The organism is Paenibacillus sp. FSL K6-4396 (assembly GCF_038002525.1).
Classification (GTDB): domain Bacteria; phylum Bacillota; class Bacilli; order Paenibacillales; family Paenibacillaceae; genus Paenibacillus; species Paenibacillus amylolyticus_B.
In genome coordinates this window covers 1,517,699-1,537,071 of sequence record NZ_JBBOCR010000001.1, presented here as the reverse complement: position 1 = coordinate 1,537,071, position 19,373 = coordinate 1,517,699, and the positions used below count along the sequence as shown (strand labels likewise).

The window sequence follows — 19,373 nt, the reverse complement described above, 5'->3', positions numbered from 1 at the left end:
TCTATCCTGGTCACACTGCATACTGCTACTTTAAGCATTCAAACGCTTTTTTCATTTGACTCTTCTCACATATCCTCTTACTTTGCCTTCGCTCATGAACATCGTATGTAGATGATACTTGGTGAGTTCGTTTATCCCAGTAACTATCCGATCAGTAACAGTAGTACACCAATGACAATCATGACTACACCGAGAATACCATATACTACTCTAGCGCCCTGCCGTCCAATGGTCTTCACAAAAATTCCTGCTCTAAAGCTCTTCATAAACCAGTCCCAATTGTTGATACCTCCGAGCAAACTAAAAATTCCTGCCGCTATGGCAAATAGTGCGATTAAAACGGGTTGATCTTGCATGTCGTCTACACTCCTTCAATATAATCCTGTCTACTATACCTTCACTTGGTGAAAATTAACAGGCATTAACTAGAAAAAACAGCTTGCAGATGAAAGTCTGCAAACTGTTCTACACCGTCTATATCATGTATTTTATTGCTTTTTCAAATCGCTTGCCGCCAATAACAAGGTTACCACTTCAGCACGTGTTGCTTCAGCGAGTGGGTTAAACATATTCTTCCCTGTTCCCTTCACCAGTCCTGCATCATATGCAGCAGCGATATATGGAACAGCCCAGGTTGGTACTTTATCTGCGTCCGCAAAGCTCAATGACGGATTGGACGGTACAGGAAGACCGAGTGCTCTGACGAGCATAACCGTCATCTCTACCCGTGATACTTTGCCCGATGAACGGAACGTATCATCCGTATACCCACTAATGATTCCTTGATCGACTGCCTGAGCAATAAAGGATTGCGCCCATGCAGGTATACCAGCCGCATCCTTAAACGTCAATACCTTGTTGCTTACTGGAAGTTCAAATGCTCTTCCCAACATAACAATGAATTCGGCGCGGGTGGCTGGTGCATTCGGACGGAAATTACCATCCTGATACCCGTTCACAATTCCCCGGGAAATGGCCTGCTCAATGGCAGCCGCAGCCCAGTGATTTCCGATGTCCTTCAGGTCTACAACAGGTGTGGTTGGTTTAGGAATTCCTCCATTACCCGGAACGGTTGGCGTAGTGGGGTTTGTAGGATTGGTTGGTGTAGTCGGTGTGGTTGGAGTTATAGGCGGAGTAGGTGTTGTAGACCCTCCACCACTGTTACCACTGCCCGGATTACTTCCATTATTGCCGCCACCATTACCAGGGTTGCTTCCATTTCCGTCCCCCGGAAGTGGCGCTCCCTTCAAATCCATACTGCGTCCTTCCGTCTTTTGATTGACTGTACCTACACGGTCCAAATGTTCACGGAAGATTTCATAATCGACCAGATTCAATTCGTAGAATCGATTATCATCTTTCACTATTCTCATAGCACGATAGAAATCTCCACCGTTAGCCATGAATGAATTGGTAGCAACGATATAATACCCGTTCGGATCGATATCCGAGTAGGTCCCATCTGCATTCTTAATCTGAACCTTGACCACACGTTGACCGATTTGGGTTACGGTGTTGGTTGTGGCATCAATTTTTTCACCTGGTTTCGTGGAATCGTAGTAGAACCGCATGCCTGCCACTTGCGGGAAGCGCCCTTCTCCCGTTTCCACACCACTAACCCCATTTTCTAACGCGGCTGTGATTTCCTTACCTGTCATTTTCAATGCAGACAGGTTATTCCCGAATGGCATCACAGTCAGGAGATTGCCCAGCGTAATATCACCTGTCTGGAATGAAGCTCGAATACCACCGCCGTTCTGAATTGCGACGTATCCTTTGACATCATTCTCCTGCACAATGGATTTCACTTTTTCCAGCATACCGTCTGTCATCAGGTTTCCTAAATTGGTTTCCTGTTTCCGCACAGTACCACGTTCTCCATCCAGGAAGACATTTGTTTTACCGATAACGGTTTTCTTGAATTGTTCCAACAGTGGAGCATATTCTTGCAGCTTGTTTGCAGCTTCCACATCATCCGCATAGATGAATTGACCGTTAGCATCTTTCGCATCCAGGCTCAGCAATTTGCCGTTCCACTTTTTCAATATACCTTCTTCATCAAACGTAACATCCAATTGACCAAGAGACACGTCATATTCACCGGTTTGTACAACCAAAGTTGGGTCCGCATGGGTATCCACCAAAACGGGTGCGTTCAGAATGGTGTGTGAATGCCCACCTACCACAATGTCGATTCCTTCGACGGCTTCAGCCAATTTGAGATCCTCTGAGTAGCCCAGATGAGTCAAAGCAATAATTTTATTGATACCTTCATTTTGCAGCATCTGTACAGTTGCTTGTGCACTTGCCTTATAATCCGCAAACTTCAAGTCATCTCCCGGTGAAGAAAGAGATACCGTGTCAGGTGTTGTCAGTCCGAAAATACCGACTCGCTCACCATTCACTTCCGTAATAATCGCCGGATAGATTCCAGCTTTCTCACCCGGATCACCGATGCTATTGTTGTACAAGCCACTCAAGCTCGCATCCTTTGAATAGTTAATATTGGCACTCACAAATGGGAACTCTGCTTTTTCAATAAATGCTTTCAGTACGCTCGGACCTTTATCAAACTCATGATTACCGAAGGTCATCGCATCGTATCCGATCATGTTCATGAACTCCAGATCAGCCAGACCGTTAAACAGATTGAAGTACAATGTTCCTGAGAATACGTCTCCTGCATCCAGCACCAACGTGTTATCATTGCGAGCTTCCTTGATTGCCGTTACTCGGCGCGGAATGTTATCCAGATGCGCATGGGTATCATTCGTGTGCAGTACGCGCAGGTTGAAGTCCCCTGCTTCCACCGAATCTCCGATACTTAATTGGGCGAGTAGTGGATCATGGTCACTCACCCGTCCATCCGCTGTCTCAAAATCGGCATTCACATGTACCACTTCGATGGCTGCCGTCTCAGTCAGGTTTTTACTCACCAGAATATGATCCAGTGTCTGAGAGTTACCATCATAGATATAGGAGTAGCGCTGATTTTCTGGCAGTTCGTTTACCAGATTGTCCAATTCATTACCCTCAACAATGTTCAAAGTATTTGAGAATTGGAAATCATTGAAGTCGCCGAGAACAGCGACATTTACCTCTGGGTCTTTGTTCAGTAAATCTTTCACAAAGCCATTCACCAATGCCGCTTGCTTCGCACGTTGAACTTCACTGCTTCGAGTGGCAGGCTGTATGCTTCCAAACGGTTTCAGGTCTCCGCCTTTGGAATTGAAGTGATTGGCAATCACCACTACACGTTCACCATTGAATTCGAATTCAGCGGCGAGCGGTTTGCGAGAGCTGGCGAACGCCTCGTCTTCCGGTGCAATCCGACCTGGGTTATTAGATAGACTGCCGTCAGCTTTGACTGCGATCGCTGTCGTAGCATTTCCTTTTCCAATACCGGTAGCCAACGATACACGGTTCGGTTGGTATAGGAATCCCACCCGAATATTGGCACCTGGTGCCCCACCATCCTTGTTATTTTCCGGAGAAATCTCACTATATCGATATGTTGGTCCGTTGTTCTCTTTGATTGCATCAATTAGAGTCTGAAAACTCTCATTAGCTGCTGTTGTACCAGTGTCGGCATCGCCATCGTTATCCTGAACTTCCATAATGCCAATGATGTCTGGCGTTTTCAGATTATCCACGATGATTTTGCCGATTTTATTGGCTCGAGTTGCATCTTTTTTGCTGAAGTTCTCCACATTAAACGTGGCGATGGTCAGTTTGTCTGCTGCTTTCTCAATGGAAGTAGTCGCTTGCTTCGTTGTTCCGGGGATGACTGCTGGCAAACTCCCTTCAGGACTCACCTTGAAATTACCGCTAGAGTATGTCAGTACTCCAATTACGTTACCATCCAACTTATCGCCTGTTTTTACTGCTTTGGAAGGTTTCTTGCCGATAAACAGACGCTGCGGGTTGAGATCACTTTCATTTACACCTTTCTTGTTATCGGTCAAAATAACACCACCATTAGGTGTGCGAAGTGGGTTGTTCTCACCATTATCCACAACAACGGCCAAGCCCGGTTGACTGGAGTACGGACCTATAATTTCAGGCTTTTCCAGTTCAACACGCATGCCTTCCAGACTTTCATAGAAGTCTATCGCATCCGTCTCGGGATTAAATTCTGCAAAAGAGTCCGAATCAATAACTGTTGGAATGATGCGACCACTGACACCCAACTTCACAGGTACAGGTAAATCAACCTTATCTAACACTTTGACAATGGTACTCGCCGTAATTTGCGTGGTAGTTAACTCGTTAACCGCTCCATATTCCGTAACTTTACCGGATACCTTCACTTGATTGCCAACGATAACTCCATGACTCGGTTTATATACCTGAATGGCTTCGGAGGTCCGAACATCATTGTCAATCTCATCCGGGATCTCTTGCATGTAAAAACTGCTTGTACTGACAGAAGTAACAATGCCTTCGATATCCTTAACATCATATCCGTTAAAAACAGAGGTATGTCCTGCGCCCTGAATATCATGGATACGCAAGTTTTCTTTATCAGGAAGTACTTGATACGTAAAGGTGTACACTGCACTGGATTGTCCATTAAGAATGGCAACAGCCTTGATTACGATGTCTTGATCAATCACTATTGGACTACTATACTCGGCGGAAGAAGAAGTAGGCTCTGTATTATCCGTCGTGTAATGTACAACTGCACTCTTGGCTGGAGAGGTTAATGTGACTTCATTGTTCCGGGGAATCCCGCCAGATGGAACACTTGCCAATACAGACAGGCTATTTTCTACAATATCTGCGGCTGTTCTAGGCAAAAGCTCTAATCCGTAATTACTGTTGAAGGTCAGAACGCCCTGCACATATTCGTAGGTTTTGCCAACAGTTAGCGCGGTAGGAGAGTTTTTGGCATAAATCGTCATCTCAGCACCGTGACTATCCGTAGCGTAAAACGTCGAACTACTGCCCCGTGTCACCTGAATATCTCTTACTTCGACAAACATTCCCTCATACTTTTCGCCCGGACCTTTGTTACTTTGGTCTGCTGGTCTGACAAAGTCTGTGGACACCATATTTTTGGGTTCGGGGAGTGTTATATTTTGCTCAGTGACCTTCATGTATCCTTCGGAAAAACCTGACTTATCCTTCTCGATCTGGACGAGTCCGCTGTAGTGGGTAATTGGACCATACACTTCAATACGATCCCCCACGTCAACTTGATTTTTCGCTCGGACTACAATGCCAGCCTCTTCGTCTTGGATATAATAATTCGTGAATTCTCCGGAGAGTTCACTGTACGTTACGACACCTGAAACGGCTACATTTGTATTTGGTGCAAGTACTCGTGCATCAGCAATGGATATGATTCCAGTCCCGTCTGCTTCCTGCACTTCTGCATTATCCGTCTCAGCTGGTTCCTCACTTTTAGTTTCATCCATATCATCATCTTCGTTAGTCGGTGACTCTAGGTCTGACGATTCTTCAGTTGGGACAGCATCCGGTATGGATGTCTCCTGATCACTTGTTTGCGGCTCTTCCGTTACTACACTTTCCTCATCAGCATATGCGGTGCTACTTAATCCACCTATTGGTGCCGCACCTGTAACGACAAGAACGAAAACCAGAAACCCTTGTGCCCAACGTTTCACTTGCTTGTTGTTCATTCGTCCTACCCCCATGTTTTCAACTTGGCAATCATTTGTTCAGCCAGCTTGTACATTAGTTCAAATATAAGATAACTGAATAACAGACTTGTGTAAACAATATTTCATCGATATGAAATAAAATAGAACATATACATTACAGAAAGAAATCATTTTCTATTATCCAATGCTAATTAGGACTAATTTCAGATCAAATTCATGTCTTTTTGATCTTTTTGGGTCATATCCATGTGCACATTAAATCATTCACGTTAGATAAATTAACATACAAGTTATAAATCGTTTCGTATTTCGACATTTAGTGACAGTCCTCATTTCTTTAAAACCACTAAAACCTGAGTCTTGAGACATGCATTTTCACATGATAAAACGATATGTACGGATCACATTAAATCACCACATTAACTGAGTATAAAAGAGAACTATTAAACGTAAAATCAGTAAGAGTTAATAGAGTGTTAATTATTACCTGATAATAAACAAAGACATATAACCACAACAAAAAAAAACCACAAGAACATCTCCAATTACGCTAAGAGATTTTCTTGTGGGGTAATATAAAATATGATAATAATTTCACTTTTTCGAAATGTTACAGACGGTCTTCAATACACTTCTGTGTCTGGTGTCAATGTAATATTACTTCCATAGGGTTCAATTAATCCTTGTTGCTCCAAGTACTGATCAACGTATCGATCTGCATTCAGTGAAGTTGACCCGATCCAGTCTGAATATGTTTTTCCAAACATTTTATATAGTATGTCACTAGTATATTCATTACTTAATTCCCCAAAAACAGTATATAACTGTTTTACCGTATTTGTGTGTTTTTTCCCCTCTAAATCGGTCCATGTTACTTTTTTATTCAGATCTACCTTTCTTATATCCTTAGTATATATTTGTACAGTTGACCCATTGACTTTGAAGTACACACGGATGCTTTTTTCGTAAGGATGACCCTTGAGAATGCTCCACCCTTTCATGTCTCCAGTAGCTGGTACAGCATAAAGTTTTCCTTTTGTTGGGGTTGCAGCTGTTACACTATTTTGTTTTTGAGGTTGTTCAATATTAATAGTCATTTTACCTTTACCAATGGATACTTGCATCTGCTTAGCTTTGGAATTATAAGTCAAATTTCCATCCAGAGCATCTGAGAGAACAGAAGCAGGAAACAAAGTTACGCCATTTTGAACAAGCAGTGGGGACTTGAGAGTTAATGGCTCTCCATTTAACGTTGCTTTAGTTCCCGTTTTCGGGAGAGTTAATCTGGTAGAACCAACTTTAATCTCGAAGACGTCCTGTTGAGCAATGTAACTAACACTCCCTCCCAGTGCCTTGAATACCTCTTTCATCGGAACAAGAGTCACACCATTTTTTATGTATCCTCCATCAATTGCTTCATCCAAGCTACCTGAAATAGTAACTGATCTTTCAACATTTTCGACTTTAACAGTAATTGTTGAAGAACCTACACCTATTACCTTTACCATCCCAGTGCTCAGCACTTGAAGTATATGAGGTTCACTGATCGTATAATCTGTTTTTGTAAGACCTGTATTTCTTCTGTAGTATGGATCGTTATCGCTATGTATTGAATTTTCATCATCATACACAACAACTATATTAAGATTAATCTTACCACCGACCGAAACTGAAGTATTAGGGATGAGTTCAATATTTTTAACTTTAAGTTCCTCCGCATAAACACTTGAAACAAACAAAAACATAAATGCCATCATTAGAACCGTTACTCTTTTCATTCACTTGTACTCCTTCTTATTTTTATTATTGTCCATTGCTTTTCATGAATCCATTTATTGGGATACCCCTTTCAGCTTCCTATTCTATTTTCGGATGCATTAACAAAAAATGTTAGTCTTTTTCTTTAGTAGAACAAAAAAATTGAATGCAGCTTAATCACTGCATTCAACATGGATATAAATTTAGATTATTTCTTCACCGTACTGTTATACTGCGCAATTTTGTCTGTAATTTGTTTGGCTGCTGCATCCAATGCTTCCTGTGGTGTACCTTGTCCATTCAGGACGGTTTCAATCGCTCCTTCGACAAGTTGTCGAGCTTCCGGGAATACGCCCATCAAAGCCCCGGATGTTGCTGTCGAATCTGCTGAAGCGTGTAATTGGTCGACTGCTGTCTGGAATTGCGGGTACTTCGCCATATTATCCTTTAATACTTGCTCATTGTAGGCTGCTGTCGTAATAGGGAAGTATCCTGTCGCAACGCTCCAGTTCGCTTGTACCTCTGGTGTAGCCAAGTACTTGATGAACTCCCATGCCGCTTGTTGTTGTGCTTCCGATTTGTTGTTCATGATGTACAAGCTCGCTCCACCCACTACAACGCCGCCTTCTTTGGCATCTGCTGGACGAGGCAGGAAACCTGTTCCCAGTTCAAACTTGCCACCTGAACCTTCTACGATTTTGCGCAGGCCAGCCGTGGAATCCAGAGTCATACCAATCTGCTGAGCGGTAAATGCTGCTGTTGTATCGTCTGTGCTACGCCCCAGATTGGAGAGGGTTTTCTCGTCGATCATCTTTTTCCACCACGTTAATGTCTTCACGCCTGCTTCGGAATTCAACAGAGACTCTGTAGCTGCTTCGGTTCTTCCGTTACCATTGTTTACATAATCTGCATTCTGGTTTGCAAAGAACTGTTCCATGAACCAGCCGTAGATCGCCATGGACGCACCTGGCTTGCCGTCTTTCGCCAGTGCTTTTGCTGCTTGTTCAAACTCTTCATATGTCTTCGGCGGGTTCTCCGGATCCAGACCAGCTGCTTTGAACATATCCTTGTTGTAATACAGGATCGGGTTGGATGTGTTAAACGGCATGGCATTCAATTTGCCATCGATGGTGTAATAACGGATGATGTTTGGTTCCAGTTGGGACAGATCGAACTGATCCTTGTCTATGAACTGTTGTACCGGCGTAATCATACCTGAATCAATCATGAACTTGCTACCAATCTCATAGACCTGGATAATGTCTGGACCGCTGTCTGAGCCCATGGATGCTTTGAGTTTGTTCAAGCTCTCATCGTACTTCCCTTGATAGATGGGTTTCACCTGAATGTCCGGATGGCTGGCGTTAAAGTCGGAAGCGAGTTGGTTAATGGCTTTCTCCCCTGCGCCAGACATGGAATGCCACCACGTCAGTTGTGTTGTTTCGGCGGCAGCGGCAGCAGCTTCTGCTTGAGCGCCACTCGCCGGGCTGCTTGTTTCAGCTTTTGTTCCGCAAGCGGAGATAACCAACATGAGTGCAGCCAGCATTAATGCAAATGTTCCTCTTTTTTTCAACCGAAATCCGTTCATAATCGCTCTCCTTTTATATGGCTCGCGTAACAATAAGTGCATAGGTGCTGCAGGATGGCCGTTCCGGATATGAATCGTTCTTTTGATCGCTGTTATCCCCGGACTTTTTTCATTCCCTCTCAAAGGGGAAAATCCGGTGATAAAGGCGAACGCTTCGCTTCTTCAGAATCGATTCTTCTCCTTCACTACTTTTGCAGCTCTTCAAGAGACTTATTGAAAATGCGAGCCTCATTTTATTCGCTCCTGGTATCCAACCCTTAAGATCTTGTACGAAGATACAAGGTTAATTCAAAATTTCTGAATCTTTCACTTCAATTAAATAGTATTAAAACTTACTCTACTCCCCCCTTTTACCCCTTCAGCGCGCCTGCGGCCATTCCGCGGACAAGCTGTTTCAGTCCGAAGATCAGGAGAAGTAAGGATGGTAGAATCACCATTGCGGTTCCGGCAAATACCAGATTCCATGCTGTGGATTCCTGGAACTCCAGCATCGAGATCCCGATTTGTGCGGTTCTCATCTCCGGTGTATTTGTCACCAGCAGCGGCCAGAGATACGAATTGTACATGCTTAAGAATGAATAGATTGCCAGTGTACCCAGTGCTGGACGGGACAATGGCAGGACATGCGATATGAAATAGCGGATATGGCCACAACCGTCGATCCTCGCTGCTTCGAACAACTCCTTGGGTAGCTGCATAAAGAACTGTCTGAGCAGGAATGTACCAAACGCCGTTGCCAGAAACGGCACCGTAAGCCCCTGGTAACTATCCAGCCAGCCCCAACTGCGAACCGTTAGGTAATTGGGAATCATCGTCACTTCCCATGGAATCATCATCGTTGCGACAAACATGCTGAAGATGACGTTTTTGCCTTTGAACTGCATTTTCGCAAAAGCATAGGCTGCCATACTCGCTGTAATCAATTGACCAATTGTTGTCAGTCCTGCGACAAGGAAGGTATTACCGATAAATCGACCGATCGGAACAATATCGAATACTTCGCTAAAGTTGGACAGATCGATGGAATTCGGAATGATATGCGGCGGATAAGCACTCGCATCTTCCGGCGTCATGACAGCCATGAAAAAGGTGTACATCACCGGATACAGCACAAGCGCTGCACAGATCGTCAGTAATCCATATAACAGCGTTTTGGTCCATGTCGCACTCATTGGTAATGCACTTTCCTTTCTACCCATTTGAACTGGATCAGGGTCAGCAGCATAATTACCATGAACAGGATCAGTGCCTGTGCACTACCTGTACCAAAGCGGAAATTAACGAAGGCTTCCTGATAGATGGAATATACAAAAACATTTGTACTGTCCATCGGGCCACCCCGGGTTAGAATGTTGATCTGACCGAACGATTGAAAAGCACCAATGATCGATACGACCGTAACAAAAAATAACGTTGGTGACAGTAGCGGCATTGAGATTTTACGAAACGTAAGCAATGCTCCTGCGCCATCAATCTTGGCACTCTCGTAGATCTCATCCGGTATGCCTGCCAAACCACTGGATAGAATAATGTAGTTAAATCCGAGGTTCATCCAGATGGTCATGATGGAGATCGAGATCAATGCCCAGTCCGGGCTGGTAAGCCAAGGGATTGGGTCAATGCCTACTTTGCCAAGCAGATAATTCAGCATGCCCAGGGTTGGATGGAATAGAAACTTCCAGATGACCGCTGACGAGCCCACGGATAGTACCACGGGCAGAGAGAACACAAATTGGAATACACGCATTCCCTTGAAACGGTTGTGAGTCAGTGCAGCCAGAATCAGAGCAGCCAGCATGCCCGTGGGGACTGTAAACAGCACAAATAGTAACGTCACTTTCATCCCTTGCATAAACAGTCCTGATTGGAAAACTGCCTTGAAGTTATCCAGTCCTACATAAGCGGCAATCTGTCCCGTCGGATCTGTGGAATGCAGACTGAGGTACACGGACTTAAACATCGGGTAAAACAGGAACACTGCAAACAAAAGCAGCGATGGTGCCAGGAAACCATAGGCCAGCAGATTCTCCCGCATTCGCTGCACACGCAGCGAGGTTGCCCGGCGCTCACTCGTACCTGATACACGCCGTTTGGCCGCGGGCAAGCTGATCCGGTTATCAAGCTCACTCATCGGATTTTCTTCCCCCTTGTTTCACGCATTCAGTGTGTGTGAAATGTTACATCCACTTCAGCACCACGTTATCTAGTGTAAGAGTCGAATGTCACAGCAAAATTCATTCTGAATCAACGTAACGTTAATCATGGACAAGGGACTTTACGAAATAAGGGATTAACAATAAACCGAAGTCGGAATTCAAATTCACGACAAAAAACCGCAAGAACTCCCCTGTTTGGAGATGTCCTTACGGTTATATGTGTAAATGGAATATGAACATTAGTCCATTAATAGAAGTGACTCATTTTACAATAATCTGTAAATCTTCCAAACGGGGTGAAGCGTTGAACCGTTCGAGTTAACGATTAAGATGATATGGCACCGTGGTGACAATCACGTCTTTGTAATTGATCAGATAGGCCCGGATCATGAAGCTGGTCTGGTTGTGCAGTACATTTTGCCACCAGTGCTTGGTGATGAATTGCGGAATCAATACGGTGATGTGATCGGTCTCAGCCGTTTTCCACTCTACGGTATCAATGAATTTCTTCAGCGGTCCCATAATGCTGCGGTATCTCGATTTGATCACGACCAGACGAACACCAGGATTCCACTCTTCCCACTTCTGCTCCATCTTGCGTATGGCCTCATCATCGAATCCAATATACAGCGCGACCACATGATCCGACATCGTCTGCGCATAACTGATCGTATTCATGACGACCCGGGTAATGCCTGCGACAGGAATGATAATGGTATTACCTTTGTGGGCTGGTTTTTCCAACTGAATGTCAATTCGCAGCTCATCTGCGATGTTGCAATAGTGACGGTGAATGCGCATGAATACATAGACAACAAGTGGCAAAAAGATAAAGATGACCCATGTCTGCGTGAACTTGGTGAAAATAAAGATCAGGGTAATCGATAATGTAGTCAGCATACCGATCGTATTAACGAGCAGTTTCATCTGCCAGCCGGATGGTTTGACTTTGATCCAACGAATCATCATACCGAGCTGTGACAGGGTAAATGGAATGAACACCCCTACCGCATAGAGGGGAATCAGGCTTTCCGTATTTCCTTTGAACCCGACCACCAGCAGCGCAGACATCACACTGAGGAAAATGATCCCGTTTGAGAAACCAAGACGGTCGCCTCTGACCATAAATGCATGCGGCATGTATTTATCCTTTGCCATCATGAAGGATAGTAGCGGAAAAGCCGAATATGCTGTGTTGGCTGCCAGGAACAGGATCAGTGCCGTCACACCCTGGATGATAAAATACATCGTGCCCCTGCCAAACGTCGCTTCAGCAATCTGGGAAATGACCGTTGCTTTGGGATCAGGCTTCAATCCGTACCCATAAGCCAGTAAGGTGATGCCGATGAACATGGCTCCTAATATACAACCCATAAGCAGTAATGTACCCGCGGCATTTTTCTCGGCAGGCTGCTTGAAGTTCGGGATCGCGTTACTTACCGCTTCCACACCAGTCAAGGCCGAACAACCGGAGCTAAATGCTTTTAGTAACAGAAACATACTCACATGGGATAGACTTGTTCCGAATTCAGGTGCAGCTGCTTCCATCCCCCCGGCAAGAAACTTGATTCCGCCCGAGATAATCAGAATTGCAATCGAAAAAATAAACAGATATATGGGGATCGCCAGCACAGACGCTGACTCCGTCACTCCCCGCAAATTCATAATGGTTAGAAAAACAATCATAATCAGAGCAATCACAACACTGTAGTCATGCAGCATAGGAAAAGCCGATGTAATCGCATCCGTGCCTGCGGACGAACTTACCGCAACGGTCAAAATATAATCGACCAGCAGAGATCCTCCGGCAATCAGGCTGGATGTTGTACCCAGGTTATCCTTGGCTACGATATAAGCGCCGCCCCCTGTTGGATAAGCAAATATCGTCTGGCGATAGGAAAAAATTAAAATGACGAGTAATCCCAGCACGGCGATGGAAATCGGAACAGAATACCACAGGGCGGCGAATCCGGCCGCAACAAGCACCAGCAAAATCTGTTCCGTACCGTAGGCAACGGACGATAGGGCATCCGAGGACAGGATGGCGAGTGCCTTCCATTTCCCCAATTTTTCTCCATCCAGTTCAGCCGATTTCATTGGCTTGCCTATTAAGATTCTCTTCATTTTGCCAAGCATGATCATAACTTCCTTCCATCTCTCATCTGTGAAGCATTGTTATTATGCAAAATCGCAGAGCCGTTGACAATACGTCATTTCACCCGAATTTCGCCAGCGCGTGATAATGCATTCTACGATTCAATAATCGATAACAAAGCCATTCTTGTTCAGCAATTTGAACTTTTTTGAACCAAAATGACGTTTGTTCGTCAAAAAAAAGGAAATGACCTTCGGTTCAATGAACCAAAGACCACTTCCTTGATCTATGCGTTGACTGTACAGCAATATAATTTCCCTGCATCTGCCTTGTCCAGACCTGTGCAGCTTCTTTCTTAAGCTTCTATTTATCTGTCCAAAATGCCGTGACGAGGAGTAACACCAAACGCTTGTGCCAGTGTGGTCAGTTGCTCATCCGTAATTCTCTGCCGGATCTCGTGACCAGCAACCAGCATATATACTTGGGCTGCCTTCTCAATGGTCTCAATCAGACCAAAAGCTTCATCAATCGTTGTACCTGTTCCAAAGATGCCATGTTGCGGCCAGATGACCGCGTGGTATTCTTTCATTTTCTCAGCCGTTTCGCGGCCAATCTCGTTGGATCCAGGAATCATCCATGGAATAATGCCAATGCCATCCGGGAATACAACCACACACTCCGTGCACATCTGCCACAGCGTCTTCGTGAATTTCGCTTCATCCAACTCGTGGATAAACGTCATAGCCAATACATGAGTGGCATGATTGTGCATGACAACCCGGTGGTTCGGGTCCAATTTCAAACGTTCGATATGGCTCATGAAATGCGTAGGCAACTCACTTGTTGGGTTCGCGCCCGACTTCAATCCCCAGAGCACTTCCAGCTCCTGTCCATCTTGCGATACACGCAGCAAGCCTAGATTACTCTCCGGATCAGCGAGTACATTTTTGAAATATTTGCCCGATGCGGTCACGATAAAATACTTGCCTGCCAGCTCCTGTACCGAAAATGCTGGTTTGATCTTGCGAATCACATGATGGATATCGATATATTGGGCTACTTCCTCTTCCTCCAGCAGATAGCTGACATTACCACCATTGCGCTCATCCCAGCCATTTTTCCACATATGCTGTGTAATCTCGGCCATCTCTCGAACAAATGGAATATCGAAACCTGCAGCCTTTGTTGTGTCATTCGTAAGGGTCACGTTCATGATCAATCTCTCCTTATATTGAAAATAATATGACTTGCCACGTACATAGTAAGTTCCTTATTTCACATTCATTATACCTTTGTTTATCTTTGTTAGTCAATAAAAACACAGAAATAACCTTTTACTTATTTTTGTTTAGTTTTGTTTATTTGAAAATAAAACAAAAAAATACCCCACCGGCGCCCGGCGGGGTCAGTCACACATCTATTTAACACGAGAAGGGGTTTACAAGATTTATCATACCTCCGCTACCTTAATAGAAGCTGAAAGCGAAATAAAAAAAGCATGAAAAGCAAGCTGACCCAGTAAGGAGCACATACCTCTTTGAATCGGATTCACGTTAAGTGTGATACGCTGAGGCCTGTCCATACTCCGAAAAAGATTTAAGAACTTTGGAGCATATACGATGGATGCATCTTTCCTGTCGGTTCATAACGTTCATCACCTGTATACTCAAATCCCAGCTTGATCAAGATGTGACGTGACACTTCATTATCCGGATGATGCCCGGCAAACAGTGCCTTCACGTTCATTTTGTCAAAGGCATAACCAATCACCGCCCGCGCCGCTTCCTGCGCATACCCTTTGCCCCAGTGATCCCGGGTTAGATGAAATCCCAATTCATAGATCTCCTCTTCTGGAGAATACGGACGCAGGCCACAGCAACCGACAAACACCTCCGATTTTTTCTCAAAAAGGGGCCAATATTGCACACCCGCTTCCTTTTGCCTTTGAATCTCCTGTGTCAATCGCGCTTCTACTTCATCCTCGCTCAGAAATCCCTTGCTACTAATCCATTTGGCAACCTCATGATCGCCCCACAACGCAAATGCCAGCGCACGATCTCCTTCATTCCACGTCGCACATTCCAACCGCTCGGTTTCAAATAAGATTGTTCTGTTCATCATCCACTAACCTCCTGTATGCCAACACAAATCTGCGTGCCGCCTATACCTTAAATTAATCGAATGACCGTCGGGGTAAACAACATTTATAATCTGTATATGTTCATTCCTTGTAATAACACTTATAATTGCTTAGCCAATCTCTCGAATTGATTAATGTGAGGCTTGATCTCTTTTTCTATACTTTTTATAAAAGAACTAAATTGCTTAGGATTGTACTCATCTCCAACACCAACACTTTTATATACTTTTCCCTTTTGATATGTAAATAAGAAGAAATAGTTGTTCTTTAACCCGTCCAAAATATTTCCGACATCTCCCCAAATTTCGAGACTCAATTTCGAATCTTTGTAAACAAAAGAATATGGCGGATCATATTCTCCATTTCGTACATCATAACCTGCAATCCACTGATCTTTGGCAAATGTTCCTGTTTGGATTCGTGATTCCAGCATTTCTCCAGTCAAAGCTATTTCGTTAATCTCAAGTTTACCTTGACCATCTTTCTTGTCGTTCTTCCAGTTCCCGTCATACTTGGACTCTATAATTCTGTCCTCACCGCGTGTTATCACTTTATATACGCCATGTCCTGAACGTTCCCCTAGGGCCCAGCTTCCTTTATAGGTTTTTGTTTTTCCCCAGGTCATGGTTCCACTTCCGTGAGGTTTTCCATTTTTGGTCTCTCCATAATATGTAGCCCCATTGCCATACTCTAGGGTGGTCATCTCAGTCGTCGCCTGAGCAACATGTGGTGACAAGATTACAGACAATCCTAAGGTTGCCCCCAAAATGCAGATGAACAACTTTCTAAACATCAAATCTCCCCTTCTCTCGCTGTATAAGAAATTCATTCTTATAACAACCTATTAATCAAATAATAAGACTCTAGTATAATATCACTTTCAATCCAGAAGGTTCCACATAAAAAAGAAGACCCCCGTCGACAAGATGTCCGACAGAGGTCAATTAGACCCGCAACAACAATTAGAAATCAGATGTTGCCACTTGAATCGTACCTGTTGAAGCACCAGCTGCACTAGTCAATAAGGCAGCTACGAGCAGCAAGTGTACAGACAGTGTAAGGCTGTTGCCGGCAGGAATTAAATACGTGATGACAGGTGCATTCACGCGAGTAACAACCAACTCAACTGCAAACGGACCAAAGTTGTTAACCGTGATACTGGCATTAGTGCCCCCAGCCAAATTCTCATAGTAGGATTTGCCCACACCTGCTGCCAAATTATAAAACTGTTGTGGTAAAAGGATGGCCATTGAAATCACCTCCTTTTGCTTTGATACGGTATTCTATGTTTGAAAACTATTAAAGCAACGGTGAATTACCAGCGTCATAATGTCCAATTTTAATAGACTTCATAGATTGATAGACGAATGTACGCAAAAAAAGCCCCACCGGACCATCCGGTGGAGCCAACTCAGCTTACTTTAAATATAACAAGTTTAATTACGCATACAGCATGAAAAAGTTCAGTTCATGGCCCTGCTGCTTGAGATAGTTATACAGCTGCGAACGGTGATGGAATACATGCGTTACCGTTTCAATCTGCCATTGAACCTGCAAGTGACCATGTTCCATATAAAAAGCTTTCGTTGAACGATTCAAAAAGTCATCTTCGCTCATTCCCGTGATATAGGCTTTGTAGGATTCGAAATTGCTCCATAACGTTGCTTCAAGCTTCTCGATATCCTCAATCCCCGATAGACTATTCTCTACTAGCCCAACCTCAGCTTCACCTTTTTCCTGCATAATGGCAAGATCAGATGCGGTAATCTGGATAAAATGGTGCACTAGCTCCACCAATGAACGCATATTCTCCTGTGGACGATAAGACCAATCCTCCGAACGGATCAAGCGAATTAACGAAGCCCCCGTCCGTACGCCTGTTTCCAATTCATTCAACAAGTGATCCCGAATCTGCAATGTTCCATTCATATATGATGTCTCCCTTATCTTTTATTCTCACGACTTCAGTATAACCGAAGGTGCTACCGATCTATTGTACAAATCGGACAACATTCTGCCATGTTCCTTGGCTGCCGTCAACGGAGTCTCTCCATAAAACTTGCGAAATTGCCGAATCAGATGGGCTTGGTCAAAAAATCCATGATTCTGGGCAATCATTGCCCAGTCTGCCGTGTTCCCCTGATGAATATCACTCAGCACACGATGAAAACGAACCACCTCACTGAATCGTTTGGGGCTGATTCCGACCCATTCCGAGAACTTGCGATGCAACTGCCGCTCACTGATCACTTCACGCATCGCCAGCTCTTGGACACTCATACGTCCCCCATCTATAAAGATGCGGTGCAGCACGTTTTTCATCAAATTGTTCTCAGATGTGCTTGCCTGTAAGGGCAACGGACTCAAGTACGCATTCATAACCTCTACTCGCTCTGCAAAACTATTCGTTTCGGCCATCCGTTCCTGAAGCTCGTTCAGCTTCTCCGGCCAACATTCCTGAAGGGTAATTCGCTTATCCGTAAACCACTCCAGAGGCATGCCATGGAAGACATGCGCTCCACCCGGGAAGAACCGGACACCAAAAGTGTAGTCTCCAGCAGGAGGACCATGAACGGTTGGCTCAGGTAGAGCGAACGGCAGTGTATAATTGCCACAGTAAGCATAGGAGTGCTCTTGACAGACCGGGTCGTATGTAATCAGCATATCCGTGCAACCATCCGGCAATACCCGAGCAGGCACAGTCATCACCGATGGCTCTCGATCTTCACCCGAAGTAACATCCGCATGCGAGTTCGGAAGAGATCCAGATTCCCAATAACAGGCCACATAAGCCATCAGACCGGCAGCAGGTATTTTCTCAACATAATAACTGTTAGGGTACGTTCCATTCATCTGAATCGGCTTAAACAACGGGTGCAGACTATGATCCACAATTCCATCCTCCGGTCACTAGAGTTGGTTACACAATATGTATTCATCTATCATACCACCAACCGCAGAAATGAAGAAAAAAAGTGCCCTACCGGAGGACAATCCGATAGGGCCAGTCACACATCTATTTAACACGAGAAGGGGTTTACAAGACTTATCTTACCTTCCCAACCTTAATAAAAACTGAAATTGGGATGAATAACAGATCAAAATTCAAAATAAAGAACAAGATTCAGACTTTCAATTCAGTCCATGCAGTTTGCGAAAACGTTCGGGACTCATGCCTGTATGCCTTTTGAACATCGCACAGAAATAACTGGCGTTCTCGTAACCCACTCGATCAGCAACTTCATATATTCGGAGCTCTCTCTCACTGAACATAAGTTGTTTGCTCCGATTGATCCGTTCCTGGTTCACGTAAAATACAGGTCTGATATGGAGCGCCTTCTGAAACAGCCTGCACAAATATTGGGGAGATACTACAGCCACATCGGCCAGTTCCTTCAGCGAAAGTGAACGATCCAGATGCTCTGCGATATAACGCAGCACAGGCTTCAAGCGCTCCAGTTCATCATTATAATTGGCGGATGCGATGAGCAGTGGCTTCAGATCCAGCAGCAGGGCATATAATTGTTTGGAGCATTCCACATCGTAATCTGCGTAATCCGTGGTATCCCCATTCTCTCCTCTAACCAGAAGTTGCTCCAGGCCACGTAACAGCGTGGCTGTTCTGAGTCTGCACACGCGTGAACCGGTTATTCCCGCATAAGATAATAACTGGCTGGCCTCTCTCCCCTGAAACGAGACCCAAGCCAACTCCCAACGATCACTGATGGGCATATATCGATGCGGGACATCAGGATACAGAAAGAAAACGTCACCCGGTCCGACGATATACTCTTCGTCTTGTATAATCAGTCTCCCCTGGCCACTAATAATCTGATGGATCTGATAATCCGGGAATCCCTCTGGACGCTCGGTTTCATATTGGTGTTCCCAGTAACCAACCGTGGTCATATAGATCGGCAGGCGAGCAGCTTCTTCTGTTTTACCAAAAAAAATCCGGGTATCCATCCAGTACACCACTTTCTTCAGTGTTAGTTTCATATTGTGATAT

14 protein-coding genes are annotated in these 19,373 nt (G+C 44.5%); all 14 read right to left on the bottom strand.

Annotation, left to right across the window (positions count from 1 at the left end; all coding sequences use genetic code 11):
- Positions 1-143: 143 nt before the first annotated feature.
- The gene (locus tag MHB85_RS06760) at positions 144-356 is read right to left on the bottom strand and encodes an immunity 17 family protein (RefSeq protein WP_047842001.1); all 213 of its coding nucleotides are present in this window, start codon (positions 354-356) and stop codon (positions 144-146) included.
- 132 nt (positions 357-488) lie between these two features.
- A complete protein-coding gene (locus MHB85_RS06755) occupies positions 489-5,645 on the bottom strand; it encodes an S-layer homology domain-containing protein (RefSeq protein ID WP_192133113.1) in 5,157 nt (1,718 codons plus the stop codon).
- Between the two features lie 605 nt (positions 5,646-6,250).
- Positions 6,251-7,405, bottom strand: coding sequence for a copper amine oxidase N-terminal domain-containing protein (locus tag MHB85_RS06750; RefSeq protein ID WP_192133111.1), 1,155 nt, complete (start codon positions 7,403-7,405; stop codon positions 6,251-6,253).
- A gap of 188 nt (positions 7,406-7,593) precedes the next feature.
- Positions 7,594-8,973 (bottom strand): ABC transporter substrate-binding protein, encoded by a 1,380-nt coding sequence (locus tag MHB85_RS06745; RefSeq protein ID WP_192133109.1) that lies wholly within the window; start codon positions 8,971-8,973, stop codon positions 7,594-7,596.
- A 350-nt stretch (positions 8,974-9,323) separates the two neighbouring features.
- On the bottom strand, positions 9,324-10,145 hold the full coding sequence (locus MHB85_RS06740; RefSeq protein ID WP_091015359.1) for a carbohydrate ABC transporter permease: 822 nt from the start codon (positions 10,143-10,145) through the stop codon (positions 9,324-9,326).
- Positions 10,142-11,104, bottom strand: a complete 963-nt coding sequence (locus MHB85_RS06735; RefSeq protein ID WP_192133107.1) for a carbohydrate ABC transporter permease — start codon at positions 11,102-11,104, stop codon at positions 10,142-10,144. Before MHB85_RS06735 ends, MHB85_RS06740 begins: the two co-directional genes overlap by 4 nt.
- Positions 11,105-11,447: 343 nt before the next feature.
- On the bottom strand, positions 11,448-13,265 hold the full coding sequence (locus MHB85_RS06730; RefSeq protein ID WP_192133106.1) for an APC family permease: 1,818 nt from the start codon (positions 13,263-13,265) through the stop codon (positions 11,448-11,450).
- Between the two features lie 326 nt (positions 13,266-13,591).
- The gene (gene rhaD / locus MHB85_RS06725) at positions 13,592-14,437 is read right to left on the bottom strand and encodes a rhamnulose-1-phosphate aldolase (RefSeq protein WP_105597690.1); all 846 of its coding nucleotides are present in this window, start codon (positions 14,435-14,437) and stop codon (positions 13,592-13,594) included.
- 383 nt (positions 14,438-14,820) lie between these two features.
- A complete protein-coding gene (locus MHB85_RS06720; protein ID WP_192133103.1) occupies positions 14,821-15,345 on the bottom strand; it encodes a GNAT family N-acetyltransferase in 525 nt (174 codons plus the stop codon).
- A gap of 119 nt (positions 15,346-15,464) precedes the next feature.
- Positions 15,465-16,157, bottom strand: a complete 693-nt coding sequence (locus MHB85_RS06715; RefSeq protein ID WP_192133101.1) for a hypothetical protein — start codon at positions 16,155-16,157, stop codon at positions 15,465-15,467.
- 169 nt (positions 16,158-16,326) lie between these two features.
- A complete protein-coding gene (locus MHB85_RS06710) occupies positions 16,327-16,614 on the bottom strand; it encodes a hypothetical protein (protein ID WP_091015368.1) in 288 nt (95 codons plus the stop codon).
- A gap of 190 nt (positions 16,615-16,804) precedes the next feature.
- The gene (locus tag MHB85_RS06705; RefSeq protein ID WP_192133099.1) at positions 16,805-17,293 is read right to left on the bottom strand and encodes a DinB family protein; all 489 of its coding nucleotides are present in this window, start codon (positions 17,291-17,293) and stop codon (positions 16,805-16,807) included.
- A 27-nt stretch (positions 17,294-17,320) separates the two neighbouring features.
- Positions 17,321-18,256, bottom strand: a complete 936-nt coding sequence (locus MHB85_RS06700; RefSeq protein WP_192133097.1) for a helix-turn-helix domain-containing protein — start codon at positions 18,254-18,256, stop codon at positions 17,321-17,323.
- 240 nt (positions 18,257-18,496) lie between these two features.
- Positions 18,497-19,363: a helix-turn-helix transcriptional regulator gene (locus MHB85_RS06695; RefSeq protein WP_223199868.1), complete on the bottom strand. Its 867-nt coding sequence runs from the start codon at positions 19,361-19,363 to the stop codon at positions 18,497-18,499.
- Positions 19,364-19,373 lie beyond the last annotated feature (10 nt).